We start from the raw sequence: 19,022 nt of genomic DNA, 5'->3' as shown, positions 1-19,022 counted from the left end.
TCATTTTTTGACGTTTCATAAATGCGGGATGATTTTAATAGTTTTGTAGCAAGGACAAGATGCCCATCCTGTGTATTTATCGGGTGGGTAAGATGGCTACCCTACAAAAATCATCCCTTGATTCAGCAATGCCATTTTTTTGTTGAAGGATTTTATAGCTGCATAATACTTGACAGCATTAGCAGAGCCATATCCTACTTCAACAAAGGAAAATGTAGAAACAAGTGAGATATAGTATGGTCGAAAAATTCCTTTCCAATTCCGTTTTCTAGAATATTTTCTAGAATTGTGTAAACTCGCACACAACAAATATATTAAAGTAATAACCTTTTCCACATTTAACTGCATATCCTGGGCAGACAAGATGCACACCCAAAATAATTAAATAAAACTTGATATGCAAATTAGATGTTTTTTAGATAACTAGTAAGCTTGTTCATTATTCGGCGGTACATAGTTTCCTTGTACGATACTTGTACCATTATTTTTTTTGATGTGAGCAAGATACTCACTCTATAGTGTATGTACTTCACACAAGAGCAATAATTAACCCCATTTTTATGTGCTTCACTCTAGTGCTGTTTCAAGCTAGTTTGCAGGGTTTTTAGTCACCGTTTTAGTTCTGAGAACAATTAGGAATAAAGACCTGACTACAAACTGTCTGATATTTAGTACCTTGGCAGAAAATAGATAATTTCAACGCCTATTAGCTGAAGAACCCCAAATTTACGGTGCTATCGAGGGAATCTTCAACAGGAAAGCTCTACAACAAGGATTTATTCAGAATGGTAATTACAGTTGAACCAATCAGTGATTGAGAAACAATGCAAGTGCAAATATTTGAGTGACATGATTTTTAGCCTCACTTACGTGACCAGGTGTAGCCTCACCTAAGAACTTAACTATAAGCACTCTCTGCCAAGAATTCATAAACCTGGAGACAGAAATCAAACTTTGATATTTACTACGTAGAGTAGATGCAAAATTTTCTCATACTGTTATGGCGTGTGATCAGATTGTATTCGTCTTCTACTATTGGTTAAAGATCACGGAAAGAGAGTACTTGTATTTAAAACTCAGTGGAAGTGACTTTAACTGACTTGTTCTGAAATCCTTGACTAACACCGTAATGGATAGTTTTAAATTCCACAGAATTTGTACTTGGGGTATAGAGAGTGTAGGTTGCTAGACCTAGTGTTCTGCCTACATTGCCTACTCCAATGATCTGGCGCGGGGAAATTGTCATGGTTTGAGGAAATTTTGGACTATCCAGAGTTGTGACATCTGTAGTCACTGAACCTGCTTGTAACTGATATTGAAAAGCTAAACCAGAACGACCGCAAAATAAATTATTTGCCTGCATTCTTGTCAAGCGGTCAAGCATTTGAATTGGTGGGGTATCGGGGGTTAATTCTTCATCAATTGATACAGTTGTGCCGTGAATTAATAAACAATCTAGTTCAAAAAAACCAAAATCAAGATTTCTTAACCATTGCACTGTTTGACGAGAAACAGATTCAAACAATAACTTAACAGTTTCTCCCCCATACTGCGCCATTAAATCATTCGCCTCACCATTAGGGCCAAGTCCATGCAAAATCAGACATTGTTCTTCCCACCAACCTTTACAAACGAGAGGTTCTAACTCACCATGTCGTGGGTTGCGTACTCGTTCTACTACTTTCTCGGTTTCTGGTCTTGGCCCCACCAAATCACCCAAAATATATATAGCTTCAACTTGATTAATCTGGCGCTTAATATCTGCTATCACAGCCTCATAAGCCGCCAAGTTACCCTCAATACCGCTTAAAATTGCCCATTTATTCATATTAATTTTTGATTTCAAATTATTGATTTAAAAATAGAGGCTAGTACTACAAGTCATAAGTCAAAAGAATTGTATTTCTGGCTTTTTTTCGATTTCCAATCCTATGCTTATTTATGCTGTACTTTACTAGAGGCTTTTTTAGCCCAGTATTCCTACAATTTTGAATTTACAATTTTAAATTTTAAATTGTTCAATCCAAAATCTAAAATTCTCCACTCCCCATTCATCATCTAATACAAACATGAGTTGGATCATCAGCCCTTTCTGCATATTCCAAACCTTGGGCTAAACGCCAAGCAAAAATAGGAGGTAGACCTTGTTCGATGATGGCGGCGCAGGTTTTTTGATAGTTGTAAGGTACTTCCCTGAGATTTACTTCTTGTGTATCCGTATCATAAATGGCGTAGGTGGCATTGGGTCGCCCATGTCGGGGTTCTCCCACGGAACCGACGTTGACAATTCGTTTTACAGAAGCAGAAAAATTAATTTCTTTCTCTTCTATTCCCACACCCTTGACGGACACTTGTAAACTACCTGCATCTAAGGTACGGATATAGGGTACATGAGTGTGTCCACAAAATAATACATCTGCATCAGTGGAAAGTACTCTTTCTAATGCAGCGAAAGCGTCAAGTTCTGGTAACAAATATTCGTGGTTACTTTGGGGGCTACCATGAACGAAAACCAAGTTGTCTTGACGTAAAGTGTGAGGTAATTGGGCGAGGAATTCTTGGTTCTCTGGATGGAGTTCTTTATGTGTCCACTCGTGAGCAAGTTTACCGCGTTTTTCTGCTAATAGGGAAGGATAACTACAATCACAGGAGTTTAAACCTTCCACAATATCTTCATCCCAACAACCAACACAGGTGGATATATCTAGTGAACGAATTTGGGTAACGACTGCGTTAGGATAAGGGCCATATCCCACTAAATCACCTAAACAATAGATTTGGTCAGCTTTTTGTTGGTCAATATCTAACAAGACTGCATCTAACGCTTCATAGTTACTATGAATGCAGGACATGACTGCTATTTTCACTGGATGGTCTCCTCTAGTAAAATTTGTGTTACCTGTTCTTGGTATTGCGCGATCGCACTATCTGTTAAATAGCAATCTGCCAAGGTCTGTCTCATTGCCGACTCATCTAAGTTTTGTCCCAATACCTCTATACCACTAAACCGTTGTGGTCTGCCCTCTAAGTGGCGGGGTAAGTCTAGTTCCCAAAAATCGGTTGCTGGTATACCGGCGACAAAATCTGCATAAAGTGACCTACCATCAGCAACGTCAAATATACCCTTGGCGCGGTTAACTGTACCGTAAGCACCATGAGTAATTTCATACCAAAACTCTTTTAAAGAGTCTTCGTCAATTACTTGACCTGTGCTGGGTACGCGCCAGAGTTTGGTTGGTGTCATGTTGGTGTCAATATTTGCACCAACTATAGTTTTCTCTGCCCAAGCATGATATTCGGAATCTTGCAGATGTGGTGGTAATACAGCCACCGCTTGGTAAGGCAAATGATTTAATATTGGTTGAATGGCGTTTAATTCTAAATAAAATCCTAGTTCTATATAGACATTATCTGCTGTTGCTAGTTTGGTCAGAAACTCGACTTCTTGCCCATCACTAAAAACTTTTACTTCTGGACATTCTGCCCCTAAGCGGGTCTGGTCAATGGGAACCTTGCCTGTCCCAGGACTAAAATAAATCACATTTTCATTAGAAGTGGTGTTCTGTATCTGTTGGCAAATCCAGGTGGTTTTGCCACAGCCAGCAGGCCCGGCAACGACAATAATTGTTGGTAAACTCATAAGTAAATGATAATCATTTTCATACGCTTTGCAAAGCGATATATGAAATATACAGGACTAAAGCGATGAAACTATTAAGGCTAAGTGCGAATCATCCGATTGAGTAAGCTAATCACGCGCTGTTCAAATTCTTGGGGGTTAATGCGTCCTTTAGTGAGAAATAGTGTTTGTCCTAACTTTAATCGTTGGCGATCGCTTTCATCTACATCACGGGCTGTGTACACTACTAAAGGTACATGAGACAAACGTTGATATTGCCGCAACCAATCCACCACAGCAAAACCGTCACATTCAGGTAATCCCAAATCTAGAACCAATAAATCAGGGATAATATCTTGGCTGACTTGGATGGCTTCCCGTCCTGTTTGAGCATAAAAGGTAGTTGTGCCGTGGCGATTGAACATGGCAATCAATACCTGTGCTAAATCTGGATCATCTTCTACAACTAGGACTTTAATAGCTTGTTGTTTGGCAGTAGCTTTTTCTAAGGCGTGGCATAACAACCTGATATCAGGAGGTTTGATAATCCAATCACTCACATTATTGGGTAGTTCTTTAGTGCCGTCGGGAGATACACCGCTAAGAATAATCACTGGCACATTTTTTGTCTCTGACTGTTGCTTGAGAAGTGCTAAAGTTTCCCAACCGTCCATCTCCGGCATCATCAAGTTGAGAATAATTGCATCAGGTTGATTTAATGTCGCCTGTTCTACGGCTTCTTGTCCTGATGCTACTGTCATAACTCGATAACCTTGCCGTTCTAGCATGACTTGCACAACAGACCGCACGGAAGGATCATCATCACAATGCAGTATCAGAGGAGGGGTTGAGTTAGTGGAATACTGGGGTAGGGTGTAAGGGAGGTGTAAAAAATCATCCTTTTCCTGATGTTCTTCTGGCAAAATTGGTAAGGTAAAAGAGAAAGTGCTACCTTCTCCCAAGGTGCTATTCGCCCAGATTTGTCCTCCATGATGCTGCAAGATGCTGCGACAGATAGCTAAACCTAAACCCGTGCCACCTTTTTTACGGGAATCTGAAGCATCGACTTGTCCAAAACGTTCAAAGATAGATTCCAGTTTATCAGGGGGGATACCCCGGCCTTGGTCTTTGACTTGGAACAGAATCATGGGGGTATAGGGTTTTTTATCCTCTCCTCTGGCGGGAATTTCAGCCGTCAAGCAAACTGTGGAACCGGGAGGGGAGAATTTAATCGCATTACTGAGGAGGTTGGTAAATACTTGGATGATGCGGTCAGGATCTGCCCATAGGTTAGCAGATAAGGGTGAGATAGCAATTTCTACCCCGGCTTGTTCTGCCATTTCTTCCATGACCTCTACGGATTGGGTCATTAAATCGGCAGCATTGCAAGCTTGAGGGGTGATTTGGATTTTTCCCGACTCGATACGTTCAATATCTAAGATGTCATTAATCAGACGCACCAATCTATCGGTGTTCTTAGCGGCAATATTTAACATCCGTTGAGCATCTTCAGAACCTGCTAGCAAAACTCCACTAGCCAGTAAATCTAAAGCGCCGGAAATAGAAGTCAAGGGGGTGCGTAACTCGTGGCTGACTACTGAGACAAATTCATCTTTGAGACGTTCGACTTCCCGGCGATCGCTAATATCTTTCATGAAGCAATAATGCCCGATAAATTGCTGCTGTTGGTTATGGGCTGTGACCATCACTACTTGCTTATCAAAGGCAGTACCATCTTTACGCATGGCTCTAGCTTCGATTTCTACCTTACCCTTGATGAGCATTTGTTGGTAGGCAGCCATCATTTTTTCTAAGTCATCTGGGTGGAGTGTCAATTGCCACTCCATCCCAATCATTTCTTCTGGTTCATACCCAGTTATTTTGGCATAGGCTGGATTGACTTTGATGTAACGCCCCTGTGTATCTAACTGTGCAATACCCTCTACAGCGCTTTCCAATGCTTGGCTGAGGTGAAGAAGTTCTTCTGCTGCTGTTTGGTCTGCTTTAATATCGGTTATTTTGCCAATAGAGCCTGTAACTGGGAGTTTTGGCGATGTGGAAACATCAATTGCGGCCTGATTCTGTAATGGGTGTGTACGTTCTAGGCGGTGGAGAATCCGCGCTCTCAATTCTGGTTCAACAATGGGCTTGTTAATATAGTCGTCAGCGCCTGCTGCAAATATTTGATGTCTAGTGACAGTATCGTTGTGAGTGGTGAGAAATAGGATTGGTAAACCAGTCCACTGTTTTTCTTGGCGGATAAGCTGGCATAATTCTATACCACTGATTCCATCCATCTCCATATCTAAAATCAGCAATTCTGGTTCTGTAACTGCCATTGCTGCCAAAATTTGCCGAGAACTATCAAAGGTATAAACCTCTATTCCCCAAGGAACCAGGAAAGTCTGGATTGCAGTCAATATCTGTGGGTCATCATCTACAACCATAACCCTTGTTCCCGTAGCAACCGATTGTTTGTCAACTGCTAATAGTTCTGCTTTATATCCAGATTTTAAACTTTCTAATTCTTGACGTAATGCCTTAACTAGTTGCCCTAAATGCTTTTTAGTCGCAGGTTTTAGCGTTTTACCTTTTTCTAACAACGACTCTATTTCTTGTGCTACACGGGAACCCTCATCAGAACCAAACATTCCCAACGAACCCGCCAATTTGTGAGCTTCTAGCTTGGCTTGTGATTGCATTTCTTCAGTAACTTTACTCTGTAGTAGTTTTGTAGAGGCTTGCTCAATTACGGTGACTCGTTCCTCTATTTTCTCTACTACCTCTTCCCAAGCTTTCGTTATCCCATCTTCAACCTGATTTACCACAGAAGCGGTGACAACTTTTTCTGTGTTTGACGCTTCTTCTTCTCCTGCTGTCTGCACTGGCTTGAGCCGATACCCAATCCCATAAACTGTATCAATTGGGTCTTCGGTGACTCCGGCTGCTTTCAGCTTTTGTCGCAATCCTTTGATGTGGGATCTGACTGTATCTTCTGTCGGTGGTTCTTCAAATGACCACAAATGGTCTATTAAGGCACTACAGCTAAAAATCCGGTGACTGTTGCGAAGAAAAAGCTCTAGCAAACCGTATTCTTTGGGGGTTAAATGTAAGAGTTTTTCGTCACAGGTGACTTCGCAAGTACTGGGATCAAGTCGGAGGTTATTCCACTCCAATAGAGGTGGTAAAGCTGAACCACCACGACGTAGTAAAGCCCTAATTCTGGCTAATAACTCTTGAAAATCAAAAGGTTTTGCTACATAATCATCGGCTCCAGCATCCAATCCTGTAACCTTGATGATGCTGGTATCTTGGGAAGTTAACAGGAGGATTGGTGTTTGATTACCACTAGCGCGTAACCGCCGACAGAAGCTAAGACCATCCAGCTTAGGCAAGATTAAGTCTAGTAAAATCAGGTCATAAGTATATAAATCTGCTAAATCCCAGCCTTCCTGTCCATCTTTAGCAAAATCAACAGTGTAGTGCTGATGTGTCAGCGATTTAACCAGTAATTCACCAATCAGTTCGTCATCTTCTACTAATAAAATTCTCATGGCGGCAGACAACCGCAATTGCTAGTTATTATTAATTGCAAAAAATAAAGAATTAGATACAAAGGCTTTTTTAAAATTACACTCTAAGGCTAGCTTATATTAGAGCAGTAATTTTGTTTGCCTTCGTAAATGTAAATATTTGAGCTACCTTGGTAGTTAGCAATAAATTATACTAGGAAGCTAAATATAATTACTTAAAGTACTTGGTAATTGATGAACTAAATAAATAGCGATCGCCTGATCAAATTAAACCTCTTTTTTATCAAGAACTCACAGTTCGCGCCATAAACAGTAAGTAAAGATACTCAAGAACCAAAGGTTAATTTTCGTGTGCCAAAAAGGTTAAGTCTGGGCAATGAAGAATCAACTAACATTTGTTTATTCGCGTAACTCTTCATTTACCGGAGTTTCACCTGTTAAGTAAAAATCAGTAGCTTTTTCATTACCTGGAGGTAAAAAAGATTTTTCTAACTCCAGGCGTTGTTCAACATTACGCAAAAAATACCCATCTACCATTGCAGATCCTAAAAGCTGACCCAACTCTTCACGACTGGTAGTGATGTTTGTGTTAAATTGCTCACGAGGTAAATTACCCAAAGTTGCCATAACAGCACGTTGAATCAATTGCAGCACTTCTGATGAACCAGGTTTAGATAACTGGGTAACAGTTTGGGGACTCATTGATTGCACATATTCCCATAGCCCATTAATGTTAAGTCCTTCAGAAGCAAAATACTCTGGATTACGATGGGAATCATTACTCATGGTCACTATCTCAAATATGGCTCAACTATCCACTAATTTAGCAATTTAGTTTTTAGATCCTAGTTCGCATAACCGAACTTTTAAAGATAGGTTATCCTAACAGATAAAAAAATAGATAATATTGGATGCTAACGAATTCAAAGTAGTTGAATAATGTAATGGGTGTTTTGCAATTTATTAAAAATAACGTGAGTTCGATGGATTCGGAATAACCCCTATCCATAGAGCGTTCGCGTAGCGTGTGCTTTGCACTCAGCGCTTCTCGTAGAGTACCTCTCCCCGACACGGGGAGAGGCTTTGAGCGCCTTTTAAAGTGAAGACCGAGCAAGTTTAGCTAGTAAATACCCTTAAGTAAAGTTTTAACTCTTATCAATAGCTTTAGCACCAAGATAAACAGCACCGCCAATCAGAGCTAACGGAATGAGAACTGGTAAAGCAGCGCTACTAGCAGCAAAAGAACCAAAAGTTGTTACAGCACCGATTACTGGAGAGATAACACCAGCAGTAGCTGCCGGTACAGCACCACTAGCTACTACTGCACCTGCGCCTGCACAACAAGCAGCAGCTGTTTTAGCCATAGAAGAATTGCTCATGTAAACCTCTAACTAAAGTTTAATAGATACAAAACATTCAACAAAAACCACTGTCAGCAAAAATACTTGTCAGTGATTTCAATAATAAATACAGCGCCATAATATTTATTCCCGAAAGTTATGTATCTTGCGTTCTAGCTTTCGACATTCCGGAGCGATCGCGGTAGTGTCACAATGAAGTGAAGCGTTATCTTTTTTTAGCTATGTACTTAACTTGGTTAGACAACAATAGTTGGCTGCTAGAACTCAATAACCAGCGAATACTCATAGACCCTTGGCTGGTTGATGTGTTAACTTTTGGGAATTTAGACTGGTTATTCAAAGCCTCCCATCGTCAAGATTGTCAAATACCAGAAAATATTGATCTAATTCTGCTGTCTCAAGGTTTAGAAGACCATGCTCATCCACCCACATTAAAGCGACTTGACCACAAGATTCCGGTGGTGGCTTCTCCCAATGGAGCCAAAGTTGCCCAAGGATTAGGTTATGCTTCTGTCACCACTTTGAATCATGGCGAAAATTTCATTTTAAATAATCAGATAGAAATTAGAGCTTTTCCTGGGTCTTCTATCGGCCCCACACTTATAGAAAATAGTTATCTGTTGAAAGATTTAGCAACGGGTTTCACTCTTTACTACGAACCTCACGGCGAACATTCTCCACAATTGAAACAGTTTGCACCAGTCGATGTAGTGATTACACCTATTGTTGATGCAACGCTACCTTTAATTGGGCGCATTATTAAAGGTAATAAAAGCGCATTGGAAGTAGCACAATGGTTACGACCACAAGCTATGCTACCTACAGCTAATGCCAAAGAAACAACCTATGAAGGAATTTTGACAAAATTACTCAAAATTGAGGGAAGTATTGCAGACTTCCGTTTGTTATTGGAAAAGCACAACTTATCCATACAGGTGCTAGAACCAAATCCAGGCGATCGCTTAGAATTACAAAAAAAATTCACAAGTCCGAAATCTCCTAGCTTTTAGACTATCGCCATCCACAAAATTATTCAAAATCTACATCCATCAGGAGATGTAGGTTTTCTCAGTGCTGGGAATTTTTAGTATCACTTGCTGCTATTAGGGTGTGTATTTTCTGGCAACTTATTTATAATAGCTATATTATCGATTTATTACATTTTATTAAAATTAAATAGTTTGACCAGCCAACTCAATCAAGAGGGGAATGATGAGGAATCGCCGCGTTGTTATTGTTGGTGCTGGATTTGGTGGTTTACAAGCTGCCCAATCTTTAGCGAATTCTGGTGCAGATGTATTACTAATTGATCGCAATAACTATCATACTTTTGTTCCGTTACTCTATCAAGTAGCCACAGGGCAAATAGAACCTGAATACATTGCTTACCCTATTCGCACAATTTTACGGCGTTTCTCTTTCAACTACAGAAGGCAACATCAAAAACCTCCAGTTCAGTTTCTCATGACTGAGGTTGAGCAAATTGATTTTTCAGGGCAGATTGTGAAAACAGGTAGCGGTGCAATTAATTATGACTTCCTGGTGCTGGCGACTGGTAGTAGAACTCAGTTTTGGGGAGTTACCGGGGCTGAAGAATATGCTTTTTCTATGAGAACTTTAGAAGAAGCAGTAGCGCTACGAAATCATATTTTTGCCTGTTTTGAACAAGCTATTCAAGAATCTGATGACATCAAACGCCAACAATTACTAACTTTTACCATTGTTGGCGGGGGCGCAACCGGTGTGGAAATGGCTGGTGCTGTCGTGGAGATGGTGCGAGGCTGCTTACGTCGGGATTATCCCACATTAGATTTTAGGGAAGTGAGAATAATTTTAGTGCAGTCGGGCGATCGCCTGTTAGTTGAACTGCCAAAAAAGTTAGGAAACTACACTTACAAAAAATTGCATCGGCTAGGAGTAGAAATTTATCTGCAAACAAGAGTCAGTGAAGTCACATCTGGATTTGTACACCTGGAAAACGAGGAAATAATTCCCTCTGCAACCGTTATTTGGACTGCGGGTTTGGAAGCGAATCTCCCCGGAATTTCCGAGGAGTTACCTGTGGCGAGTAAAAGCAAAATAGTCGTTCATCCCACCCTACAAGTGCTGGAACATCCCAATGTGTATGCAATTGGGGATTTGGCTTATGTGGAAAAGAATGGTAAGTCATTATCAGGAGTTGCACCAGAAGCCCTTCAGCAAGGTGTGGCCGTAGCCCGCAATATCCAAAAGCAAATACAAGGGAAATCACCAAAGCCTTTTAGCTATTTCAATAAAGGTAGATTGGCAATAATTGGCTGTTATTCAGGCGTGGGTAAAATAGGTGCTTTTGCGTTTACAGGCTTCTTAGCTTGGCTGATGTGGCTGGGAGTTCATTTAGTCTATCTTCCTGGCTACCGCAGTCGTTTGCTAGTGTTACTCACTTGGCTGCATACTTATTTATTTAGCGATCGCCACGTGCGTTTAATTTTGTCTGCTAAAAGCAGAAATGTGCAGAATAGTCAAGCCGATTTGCACTATCTGCAAGAATCCCGTCGAGTCGAATCTCTGTAATTGCAACCAATCAAAGTGGGAGTGAACAACCATGAATGAAAATAGAACTCATATTAGTCTCAGACAAAAAGATATTGCGATCGCCTATCTATTACTCAGAATCCTCATTGGGGTAAATTACTTCAATCATGGATTTACTCGTATTGGTAACATCCCCGGATTTGTGGAAGCTACTGTCAAACAACTAGAAGCTTCTTATTTCCCAGAATTTTTAGTCAGAATCAATTCCTACTTAGTTCCCCCAGTAGAATTAATCGTAGGTGTATTAATCACAATTGGTTTAGCAACGCGTAGTTCTTTGATTGTCACTTTTGTGCTAATGATAATTTTGAAATTAGGCGTGACATCAATTCAAAATTGGAGTGCTGCTACTTCCATGATAAGTTATGGAATTGTCCTGTTTATTTTGCTTGCTGGTCACGGATTTAATATTTATTCTCTAGACTATTGGAGAAGTAAAAAACAAAATCGTGCAGAATCAACAGCATCTTCTGAACAAGGTATGTTGAACTTTGTCATGAGTAAATTATCAGGAAAACGCCGCCGACAGCAACGCCACAATTTTTAAGAATAGTCAGGGGCTAGAGATTAGGACTAACAGCGAACACATCTACACTACGAGATTTATATCAGTAACATTATGAGCAACATTCCCGAAGTCGGACAGCAAGCGCCTGATTTCTCTACCCCTGACCAAAATGGTAATGTAGTTACCTTGGGTGATTTCCATAATCAATGGATTGTCATTTATTTCTACCCCAAAGATGATACCCCAGGTTGCACTACAGAAGCCAAAGATTTCACCGAATTACATCAGCAATTCAGTCAACTAGGAGCGAAAATTTTAGGCGTTAGTCCCGATTCTGGTAAAGCCCACTGCAAATTTATTGACAAACATAATTTATCCATTACCCTATTAACTGACCCAGAACATAAACTTATAGAAGCTTATGGTGCTTGGCGTTTAAAGAAATTTATGGGTAAAGAATATATGGGTGTAGCGCGTTCAACTTTTGTAATATCACCTGATAGAATCATTGCCTATGCTTGGCCTAACGTCAAAACTAAGGGTCATGCTCAAGCAGTGTTAAATAAATTGCAGGAATTAACTAATAGTTAAATTAAGTAAAAAAACTTGAAAAAAACAACATACATTAAGTAATGTAAAAATACAAAGATTCGTTTTGTAGTAAGGACTTTAGTCCTTCTTGGAGAACTAAAGTTAGTAGGGCGCGCTACTTATGAATAATTTCTTGGTACAGCTAAGTTTTCTCGCACTGACACACCCTAAATTTTAGATATTTTTATCTGAAATTCCCTTAATTAACTATGGTTCAATTTATCCAAGCGCAAAATATCGGACTTGCCTATCTAGAAGAAAGATTTGGACTGCAACCAGCAAAAGATGAATCTTTCTTCACCGAATGGTTAGAAAACTTACCAGAAATTACAGATTTAGAGAAGCAATATTTAGATAGAGCAAAATTTCAATTTCTTCGTTTAGTAAATCACCCTCCAATAGCCGAAGAAACTGTAAAATTAGTGATTCTGTCCCCCTTGCTAGATTTAGCTGGATTTTATGATGAACCTTTTTTTATTAGAAGTAAGCAATCTATAGAAATTGCTGCTGAAGATAAGGGAGAAATTGTTAGAGGTAGAATTGATGTTTTAGTAATTCAACAAAGATTATGGTTACTGGCAATAGAATCAAAAAGGTCTAGTTGGTCACTTTTGGAAGGTATACCCCAAGCATTAGCCTATATGATAGCTAATCCTGATCAAAATAAACCCATATTTGGATTAGTCACAAATGGTAGTGATTTTATATTTATAAAGTTAACTAAAGATGATGTTCTAAAGTATGATTTGTCTGACCAGTTCACTTTATTTAAGCGAGAGAATGAATTATATAAAGTTCTCGGCATATTAAAAAATTTTAGTCAGATTTTGAGCTAATTATGTCTAATCGTCCTATATATCTCGATTGTCACGCCACCACACCTGTAGATGAGCAGGTACTGGCAGCAATGCTACCTTACTTTACAGAAAAATTTGGCAACCCAGCTAGTATCAGTCATGTTTATGGTTGGGAAGCAGAAGCGGCTGTGAAACAAGCAAGAGAAATTTTAGCAGCAGCCATTAATGCTACCCCAGAAGAAATTGTCTTTACTAGTGGGGCAACGGAAGCGAATAATTTAGCAATTAAAGGTGTAGCTGAAGCTTATTTTCCCAAAGGTCAGCATATTATTACTGTTGTAACTGAACATAATGCCGTACTTGACGCTTGTGAATATTTAAAAACTCTTGGTTTTGATATTACTATTCTGCCAGTGGAAGCAGATGGATTAATTGATTTAGCAGAATTACAAAAGGCGTTGCGTCCTGAGACGATTTTAGTATCGGTGATGGCAGCAAATAACGAAATCGGTGTGTTGCAACCTCTGGCAGAAATTGGGGAAATGTGCCGCAGTTACAATATCATTTTCCACACAGATGCAGCTCAAGCCATTGGCAAAATCCCCTTAGATGTACAAGCCATGAAAGTCGATTTGATGTCCCTCACAGCCCATAAAGTTTACGGGCCTAAAGGTATTGGTGCATTGTACGTCAGAAGACGCAACCCCAGAGTCCAACTCGCACCCCAGCAGCATGGCGGTGGACATGAACGAGGGATGCGTTCAGGGACGTTATACACGCCGCAAATCGTCGGTTTTGCCAAAGCTGTAGAAATCGCCATAGCAGAACAAACAGCAGAAAATCAACGCCTCACCCAATTAAGACAAAGATTGTGGTCACAACTATCACAACTAGAAGGTATTCACCTCAACGGACATCCCACCCAAAGACTAGCCGGAAACTTGAATATCAGCGTTGAGGGTGTAGATGGTGCTGCACTCCAGTTAGGTTTACAGCCTGTGATGGCGGTATCTTCCGGTTCCGCTTGTTCCTCCACCAAAACCGCCCCCTCCCACGTCCTCACAGCCTTAGGAAGCCCAGAAAAACAAGCTTATGCTTCCATTCGCTTTGGCATTGGACGCTTTAATACAGCAGAAGAAATTGATATAGTAGCGAAACACGCGATCGCTACCATTCAAAGTTTACGCAAACAAGCGACTCTGGTTTAGGGGAAATAGGGGAAGAAAAGGAAGGATTTCTACTTACTTCATCCCCTTCATCTCTTAATAAGGATCTGCATCAAACCTCCCCCGCTTCACACTCCTGAAGTAATAACCCCTAGCTGGTGGATTATTCAAATCAAAAGTGTCACCACTGCGGACTCGCCAAATTTTGTAATCATGATATGTGAGTGGCGATCGCGGTTTACATACTTCTGGTGGATGGTCACCGAAGACAAAGTAGGCGGCGTTTCTTCCCAACACCTTCGCCTTACCATATTTATCTACAACAACCGATGTCTCCTCACTAATGGCTACCCCTAATGCACTCCTAGACACACCATCTTGAATTTGTCTGGCAATAAACGCCATAATGCGACCCATGCGCTTACGACTATCAAAATGGGTGTCAATAATAGTTCCCCGCAAATGCGGCCATTGGAAAAAGTTGTAGGTAAAAGTAATGTTCTGGTAAGGGTCTTCGAGTGCGTCTTTTGCTTCGATGGGGTCTTCACAAGCGCAAGCATCATATATGAAATCACTCATGATCATAGCCCCAGCGCTAGTACCACCAATAGCTCCCCCTCTCCGGTAAACTGAGGTGACAGCATTTTCTAACTTGGTGTTTTTCCAGCTACGAATATATTGACATTGGTCGCCGCCAGCGAAGAAAACTACTCCAGCATTGAGGACTTTCTGCACAACATCATCTCTGTTAGCATCTTGGCGATTGCTGATGATCAGAGTCTGTACAGAGTTGACACCTGACATCCGATATATCAGGTGATTGTAGTCATCCCCGCCGTAAGTGCGAAGCACAACGACATTCACTCTGGCGGTTCCCCTGACTTGGTTAATCATCCACTGAATAGCCGCTTCCACATCCGGGCCACCCCCACCCAAGTTAAGGACAGGGCCAGCTAGGGCAGGAAGAACATCGACAGTTTTGCCCTGAAATAACAGTTTCAGGTATGCTGTAAGACGAGATATAGAATTCTTCCAGCACTTTGCTATATTTGGGAATGCCCTTGTCATACGCACCTTTTGGAGCAAACTGCAACTATTGCTTAATTTCGCACTCCTAAGGTTAAAATTCCCAGCGTACAGGTCTTGTACTGTTTGTTAATGCCGAATAGCGCAGAGTAATTATTGATTCCCTGAGTTAATCTGCGAAAACCTCAGCTTGTCTGGAGATTTTGTTACCATTCAACTTGCGATCGCTCTTTTACCACTTGTTGATAAATAGTCTCGGTTTGTTGGGCTAACTTAGGCCAGCTAAAGCGGCGTTCCAAATCCTTATAGGCGTTATCAGTCAGCCATTGACTATAACCAGGATTTTTCAAAACTTCCAAAATTCCCCAAGCCAAAGAATCGGGATTATTCACCCAAGTCACTACACCAGTTCTAGTATGTTGTACTACTTCTGGGAACCCGCCTGTATCGGAAACCACTACGGGAACCCGCGAGGCGAAGCTTTCTAAAGCTACAATCCCAAAGGGTTCGTAAAGACTAGGAAATACTGCACAATCAGCCACAGTTTGGAATTTGTCCAAATATTCATCGGAAAGAAAACCCGTAAAGTAACATTTGTGCCAAATTCCCAAATCCCAAGCCTGACGTTTGAGATTGTCAGTATTACCACCACCAACAATCACGAATTTCACGTAGCCTCCCATCTGTGACAAGACTTTGGGAGCAGCATTCAGTAAAATTGGTACACCTTTTTCGTAGGTCATCCGTCCCACATAGTAGACAATCTTCTCATGGTCTTCCGCAAATTGCCGCCGAAAATCTTGAGCGTGAAAATCTTCGTGGTGTTGTTTCTTTTCGGGACGAATCCCGTTATAAATCACGTCAATTTTATTCCACGGACTTTCCAAGGCTCGCTCTACCTCTTGGCGCATATAATTAGTACACACAATAATCCGCCAAGCATTGTAAGCTAGTAGGTTTTCTTTGCTGTGGATATAGCGTTGGGTTTCGTTGTGAATACCGTTGTAGCGTCCGTATTCTGTAGCGTGGATGGTAGCAATCAGGGGAATTTTAAAGTTATGCTTGAGAGCGATCGCTGCATCTCCCACTAACCAATCATGAGCATGGATTAAATCAAAAGGGCCTTCCTCACTAATTAATTTTCCACCATGATGACCCATGCTCTGATTGAGATTGACCACCCAGTGAAAAAAATCATTACTATAAGAAACTGGTACTCGATGTACGTGAATTCCCTCCACAACTTCATACATCGATGCTTGACCGACTTCTACCGTAATTAGATGGATTTCATGCCCTAGTTTTACCAGTTCAGGGTATAACTCTGCTACATGACGGGCAATACCGCCAACTATCCTCGGTGGAAACTCCCAACTTAGTACCAATATCTTCATGGACTGGACTCCCCAATGCTTTATAAATATCTAAAAATATGAGGGTGACACTTACTGCATATTTGTTTACTAAAATTTTCGGATTTTTTTACATTTTTTTGGTTTCGGTGATCAAAAGTTATCAGAGCTAGGTAAATTGGTAAATACTTGATTAAACCTTCTAGGGTAGCTCATCAAAACCAAAGTGAAATGTAGTACATTACCCCCCATAGCTAAAGTAGAATGTAAAATCCAAGATATAAAATTAGAAAAGCTTATAGTATAAGTTTTTCCACTGATAACTATCAAAAGGAACAGTTTTAAATCAGTGAGTTGCGATTATAGCGTTTATGATGGCAATATTTTCAACCAGTTCTTAAGTCAGTCTGGAAAATCTGCAAAATTTCCATTTCTGACTGCTCATGGCATCTGCTGACGTTCGTAAACTAGCTTTAATTCTTCTTGGTGCTGCCAAGCCCAATCTGCCAAAGCAGCGATAGGTTCAATCAATTTCTCACCGAAGGGAGTCAATTTATACTCTACCTTTGGCGGCACAACTGGATATACAGTCCTTTGAACAACACCAGCCGACTCTAGCCGTCGGAGAGTTTGTGTCAGCATTTTTTTAGACACACCTGGTATTTGACGCTGAAATTCAGTGTATCGCTTAGTGCCAGATGACAAAAGATACAGTACTGGCGGTGTCCATTTATCTCCTACCAGATCGAGCATCTGGCGCATAGGACAATCTGCTGCGAGAAGTGTTTGGTTATCTTTGGGAACCATGAAGTAACTATATCACCAGAAAGTTCCTACTTGTAAAGAAGAATGTAAATCAGGCACACTGCTTTATGAGTCAAAACAGAGGAATTTGGATGATTTCCTTAGAAAATAAAGTTGCCCTTGTCACTGGTGGGACTTCTGGCATCGGGCGTACTACAGCGATCGCTTTTGCTCGTGCTGGTGCTAAAGTTGTTGTCGTCGGGCGGAGAGAAGACGAAGGGAATGAAACCGTTAGCTCGATTCATCAGGTAGGTAGTGAAGGTTTGTTTGTCAAAGCCGATGTATCGCACCAAGCAGATATAGAAGCAACTATTGCCACCGTTGTCAATAAGTTTGGTCGCCTCGATATTGCCTTTAATAACGCTGGGTTGCTGGGCGATAATGCTTTACTGGCAGATCAGACAGAGCAAACCTACGACAAGGTTTTTGGCGTTAATGTCAAGGGCGTTTTTTTGTGTATGAAGCACGAAATTACTCAGATGTTGGCTCAAGGCAATGGAGGTGTAATTATTAACACATCTTCCATCAATGGTTTTCGCCCTCTATCACCTGGTTTATCAATTTATGATGCCTCAAAAACGGCTGTGATCATGCTGACAAAAGCAGCAGCCTTGGAATACGCGTCTCACAAAATCCGTATTAATGCGATCGCACCAGGGCCAATTGAAACGGAAATGCTCAGTCAAGCAACGGGAGGTAACACTAAAGCTTTTGAGAGTTTTGTCCCGGCTGGACGTTTAGGCAAACCCGATGACATTGCCAATGCTGTGCTGTGGTTGTGTGCTGATGCTACAGATTTTGTCAACGGACATACCCTTGCTGTTGATGGCGGAATACTCGCAGCGTGATTAATACTTCACCTGAAACCATAAATTGGTAAGCAATCATGACCAAACTAGAGAACAAAATCGCCTTAATTCTTGGCGGTGCAGGTAATGTTGGCGAAGGTATTGTCAGAGCATATCTGAAAGCAGGTGCCATAGTAGTTGTGCCTTCCCGTAAAGCCGAAAAACTTGAGGAACTACGCACTTATTTAGGTGAACTGGCTCATCCAGAACGCTTTATTCCCATTGTGGGAGAAATTAGTGAAATTGATAGTGCAGAAGGGATTCGTGATCAACTGCTCAAACAATTTGGTCAGCTTGATGCTGTGGTTGCGTCCCTTGGCGGTTGGTGGTCTGGTAACAGACCTGTAAATGAAGTTTCAATTGCCGAATGGCAACAATATTTAGATAGTAATTTAACCAGTCACTTTATCGCCGCCCGCACCTTTCTACCAGTCTTGAAAGAAAATAAGGGGACTAGCTACACCTTGATTGGCGGAGCCGCCGCCGAAGTACCCATTCCCAATGTCAGCCTTGTCAGCATTTCTGCTGCTGGACAGCTCATGCTGGCTCAGGTGTTGATGGAGGAAAACAAGGGTAGTAATGTGCGGATTAATGAAGTTATAGTTCATAGCTGGGTAGCGACTCGTAGCAGTAAAGAACGCAGTCAACCAACCTGGATTAGTGCTGATGACATTGGCGAATTTACAGCTTGGCTTGCTAGTGAAGAAGCATATATGGTCAATAGTAGTGTCCTACGCTTGTATGAAAAGCCTGCTACTTAACTAGTAATACAAGGTAATTAAAACCAAAACAAAAATGTAGAAGGTACGGATGTTCCTTCTACATTCTTTCGATAACTGCAAA

General features: G+C 41.0%; 17 protein-coding genes. 8 read left to right on the top strand and 9 right to left on the bottom strand.

Features of this window, described 5'->3' with window-relative positions; translation table 11 throughout:
* Positions 1 to 1,069 precede the first annotated feature (1,069 nt).
* The 6 genes from H6G18_RS02960 to H6G18_RS02935 all read right to left on the bottom strand — a co-directional run bounded on the left by H6G18_RS02960 (position 1,070) and on the right by H6G18_RS02935 (position 8,516).
* Complete coding sequence (locus H6G18_RS02960) at positions 1,070 to 1,828, bottom strand: metallophosphoesterase family protein (RefSeq protein ID WP_190405589.1); 759 nt, start codon at positions 1,826 to 1,828, stop codon at positions 1,070 to 1,072.
* Between the two features lie 226 nt (positions 1,829 to 2,054).
* A complete protein-coding gene (locus H6G18_RS02955) occupies positions 2,055 to 2,867 on the bottom strand; it encodes a metallophosphoesterase family protein (RefSeq protein ID WP_190405588.1) in 813 nt (270 codons plus the stop codon).
* The gene (locus H6G18_RS02950) at positions 2,864 to 3,640 is read right to left on the bottom strand and encodes a CobW C-terminal domain-containing protein (RefSeq protein WP_190405587.1); all 777 of its coding nucleotides are present in this window, start codon (positions 3,638 to 3,640) and stop codon (positions 2,864 to 2,866) included. The genes H6G18_RS02955 and H6G18_RS02950 overlap by 4 nt, the downstream gene beginning before the upstream one ends.
* A gap of 80 nt (positions 3,641 to 3,720) precedes the next feature.
* Positions 3,721 to 7,173 (bottom strand): response regulator, encoded by a 3,453-nt coding sequence (locus H6G18_RS02945; protein ID WP_190405586.1) that lies wholly within the window; start codon positions 7,171 to 7,173, stop codon positions 3,721 to 3,723.
* A gap of 378 nt (positions 7,174 to 7,551) precedes the next feature.
* Positions 7,552 to 7,938, bottom strand: coding sequence for a DUF760 domain-containing protein (locus H6G18_RS02940; protein ID WP_190405585.1), 387 nt, complete (start codon positions 7,936 to 7,938; stop codon positions 7,552 to 7,554).
* 359 nt (positions 7,939 to 8,297) lie between these two features.
* Entirely contained in the window at positions 8,298 to 8,516 is a 219-nt protein-coding gene (locus H6G18_RS02935; protein ID WP_190405584.1) for a hypothetical protein, read from the bottom strand.
* A gap of 218 nt (positions 8,517 to 8,734) precedes the next feature.
* Between H6G18_RS02935 and H6G18_RS02930 the strand changes: the two genes are divergently transcribed.
* The 6 genes from H6G18_RS02930 to H6G18_RS02905 all read left to right on the top strand — a co-directional run bounded on the left by H6G18_RS02930 (position 8,735) and on the right by H6G18_RS02905 (position 14,191).
* Complete coding sequence (locus H6G18_RS02930; protein ID WP_190405644.1) at positions 8,735 to 9,523, top strand: MBL fold metallo-hydrolase; 789 nt, start codon at positions 8,735 to 8,737, stop codon at positions 9,521 to 9,523.
* A 199-nt stretch (positions 9,524 to 9,722) separates the two neighbouring features.
* Positions 9,723 to 11,066: an NAD(P)/FAD-dependent oxidoreductase gene (locus tag H6G18_RS02925; protein ID WP_242040162.1), complete on the top strand. Its 1,344-nt coding sequence runs from the start codon at positions 9,723 to 9,725 to the stop codon at positions 11,064 to 11,066.
* A gap of 31 nt (positions 11,067 to 11,097) precedes the next feature.
* Positions 11,098 to 11,634, top strand: coding sequence for a DoxX family protein (locus H6G18_RS02920; protein WP_190405583.1), 537 nt, complete (start codon positions 11,098 to 11,100; stop codon positions 11,632 to 11,634).
* A gap of 72 nt (positions 11,635 to 11,706) precedes the next feature.
* The gene (gene bcp, locus H6G18_RS02915) at positions 11,707 to 12,186 is read left to right on the top strand and encodes a thioredoxin-dependent thiol peroxidase (protein ID WP_190405582.1); all 480 of its coding nucleotides are present in this window, start codon (positions 11,707 to 11,709) and stop codon (positions 12,184 to 12,186) included.
* Positions 12,187 to 12,395: 209 nt separating this feature from the next.
* Positions 12,396 to 13,022 carry a type I restriction endonuclease gene (locus tag H6G18_RS02910; RefSeq protein ID WP_190405581.1) on the top strand — a complete coding sequence of 209 codons (627 nt, stop codon included), beginning with the start codon at positions 12,396 to 12,398 and terminating at the stop codon, positions 13,020 to 13,022.
* A gap of 2 nt (positions 13,023 to 13,024) precedes the next feature.
* The gene (locus tag H6G18_RS02905; RefSeq protein ID WP_190405580.1) at positions 13,025 to 14,191 is read left to right on the top strand and encodes a cysteine desulfurase family protein; all 1,167 of its coding nucleotides are present in this window, start codon (positions 13,025 to 13,027) and stop codon (positions 14,189 to 14,191) included.
* 54 nt (positions 14,192 to 14,245) lie between these two features.
* Here the strand turns inward: H6G18_RS02905 and H6G18_RS02900 are convergent, their stop codons facing one another.
* From H6G18_RS02900 to H6G18_RS02890, 3 genes are all read right to left on the bottom strand, one after another.
* On the bottom strand, positions 14,246 to 15,217 hold the full coding sequence (locus H6G18_RS02900) for a cyanophycinase (RefSeq protein ID WP_190405579.1): 972 nt from the start codon (positions 15,215 to 15,217) through the stop codon (positions 14,246 to 14,248).
* Between the two features lie 164 nt (positions 15,218 to 15,381).
* Positions 15,382 to 16,569 (bottom strand): glycosyltransferase family 4 protein, encoded by a 1,188-nt coding sequence (locus H6G18_RS02895; protein WP_190405578.1) that lies wholly within the window; start codon positions 16,567 to 16,569, stop codon positions 15,382 to 15,384.
* A 399-nt stretch (positions 16,570 to 16,968) separates the two neighbouring features.
* Positions 16,969 to 17,334, bottom strand: coding sequence for a winged helix-turn-helix transcriptional regulator (locus H6G18_RS02890; protein ID WP_190405577.1), 366 nt, complete (start codon positions 17,332 to 17,334; stop codon positions 16,969 to 16,971).
* 89 nt (positions 17,335 to 17,423) lie between these two features.
* On the opposite strand from H6G18_RS02890, the gene H6G18_RS02885 reads away from it, so the two are divergent.
* Both H6G18_RS02885 and H6G18_RS02880 read left to right on the top strand, forming a co-directional pair.
* A complete protein-coding gene (locus H6G18_RS02885) occupies positions 17,424 to 18,179 on the top strand; it encodes a glucose 1-dehydrogenase (protein ID WP_190405642.1) in 756 nt (251 codons plus the stop codon).
* 38 nt (positions 18,180 to 18,217) lie between these two features.
* Complete coding sequence (locus H6G18_RS02880; RefSeq protein WP_190405576.1) at positions 18,218 to 18,940, top strand: SDR family NAD(P)-dependent oxidoreductase; 723 nt, start codon at positions 18,218 to 18,220, stop codon at positions 18,938 to 18,940.
* Positions 18,941 to 19,022: the final 82 nt, after the last annotated feature.

This window comes from Anabaena subtropica FACHB-260 (genome assembly GCF_014697105.1).
In the GTDB taxonomy this organism is placed as follows: Bacteria; Cyanobacteriota; Cyanobacteriia; order Cyanobacteriales; family Nostocaceae; genus Trichormus; species Trichormus subtropicus.
The sequence above is the reverse complement of the archived record's forward strand: the minus strand, read 5'-3'. Positions and strand labels throughout refer to the sequence as shown.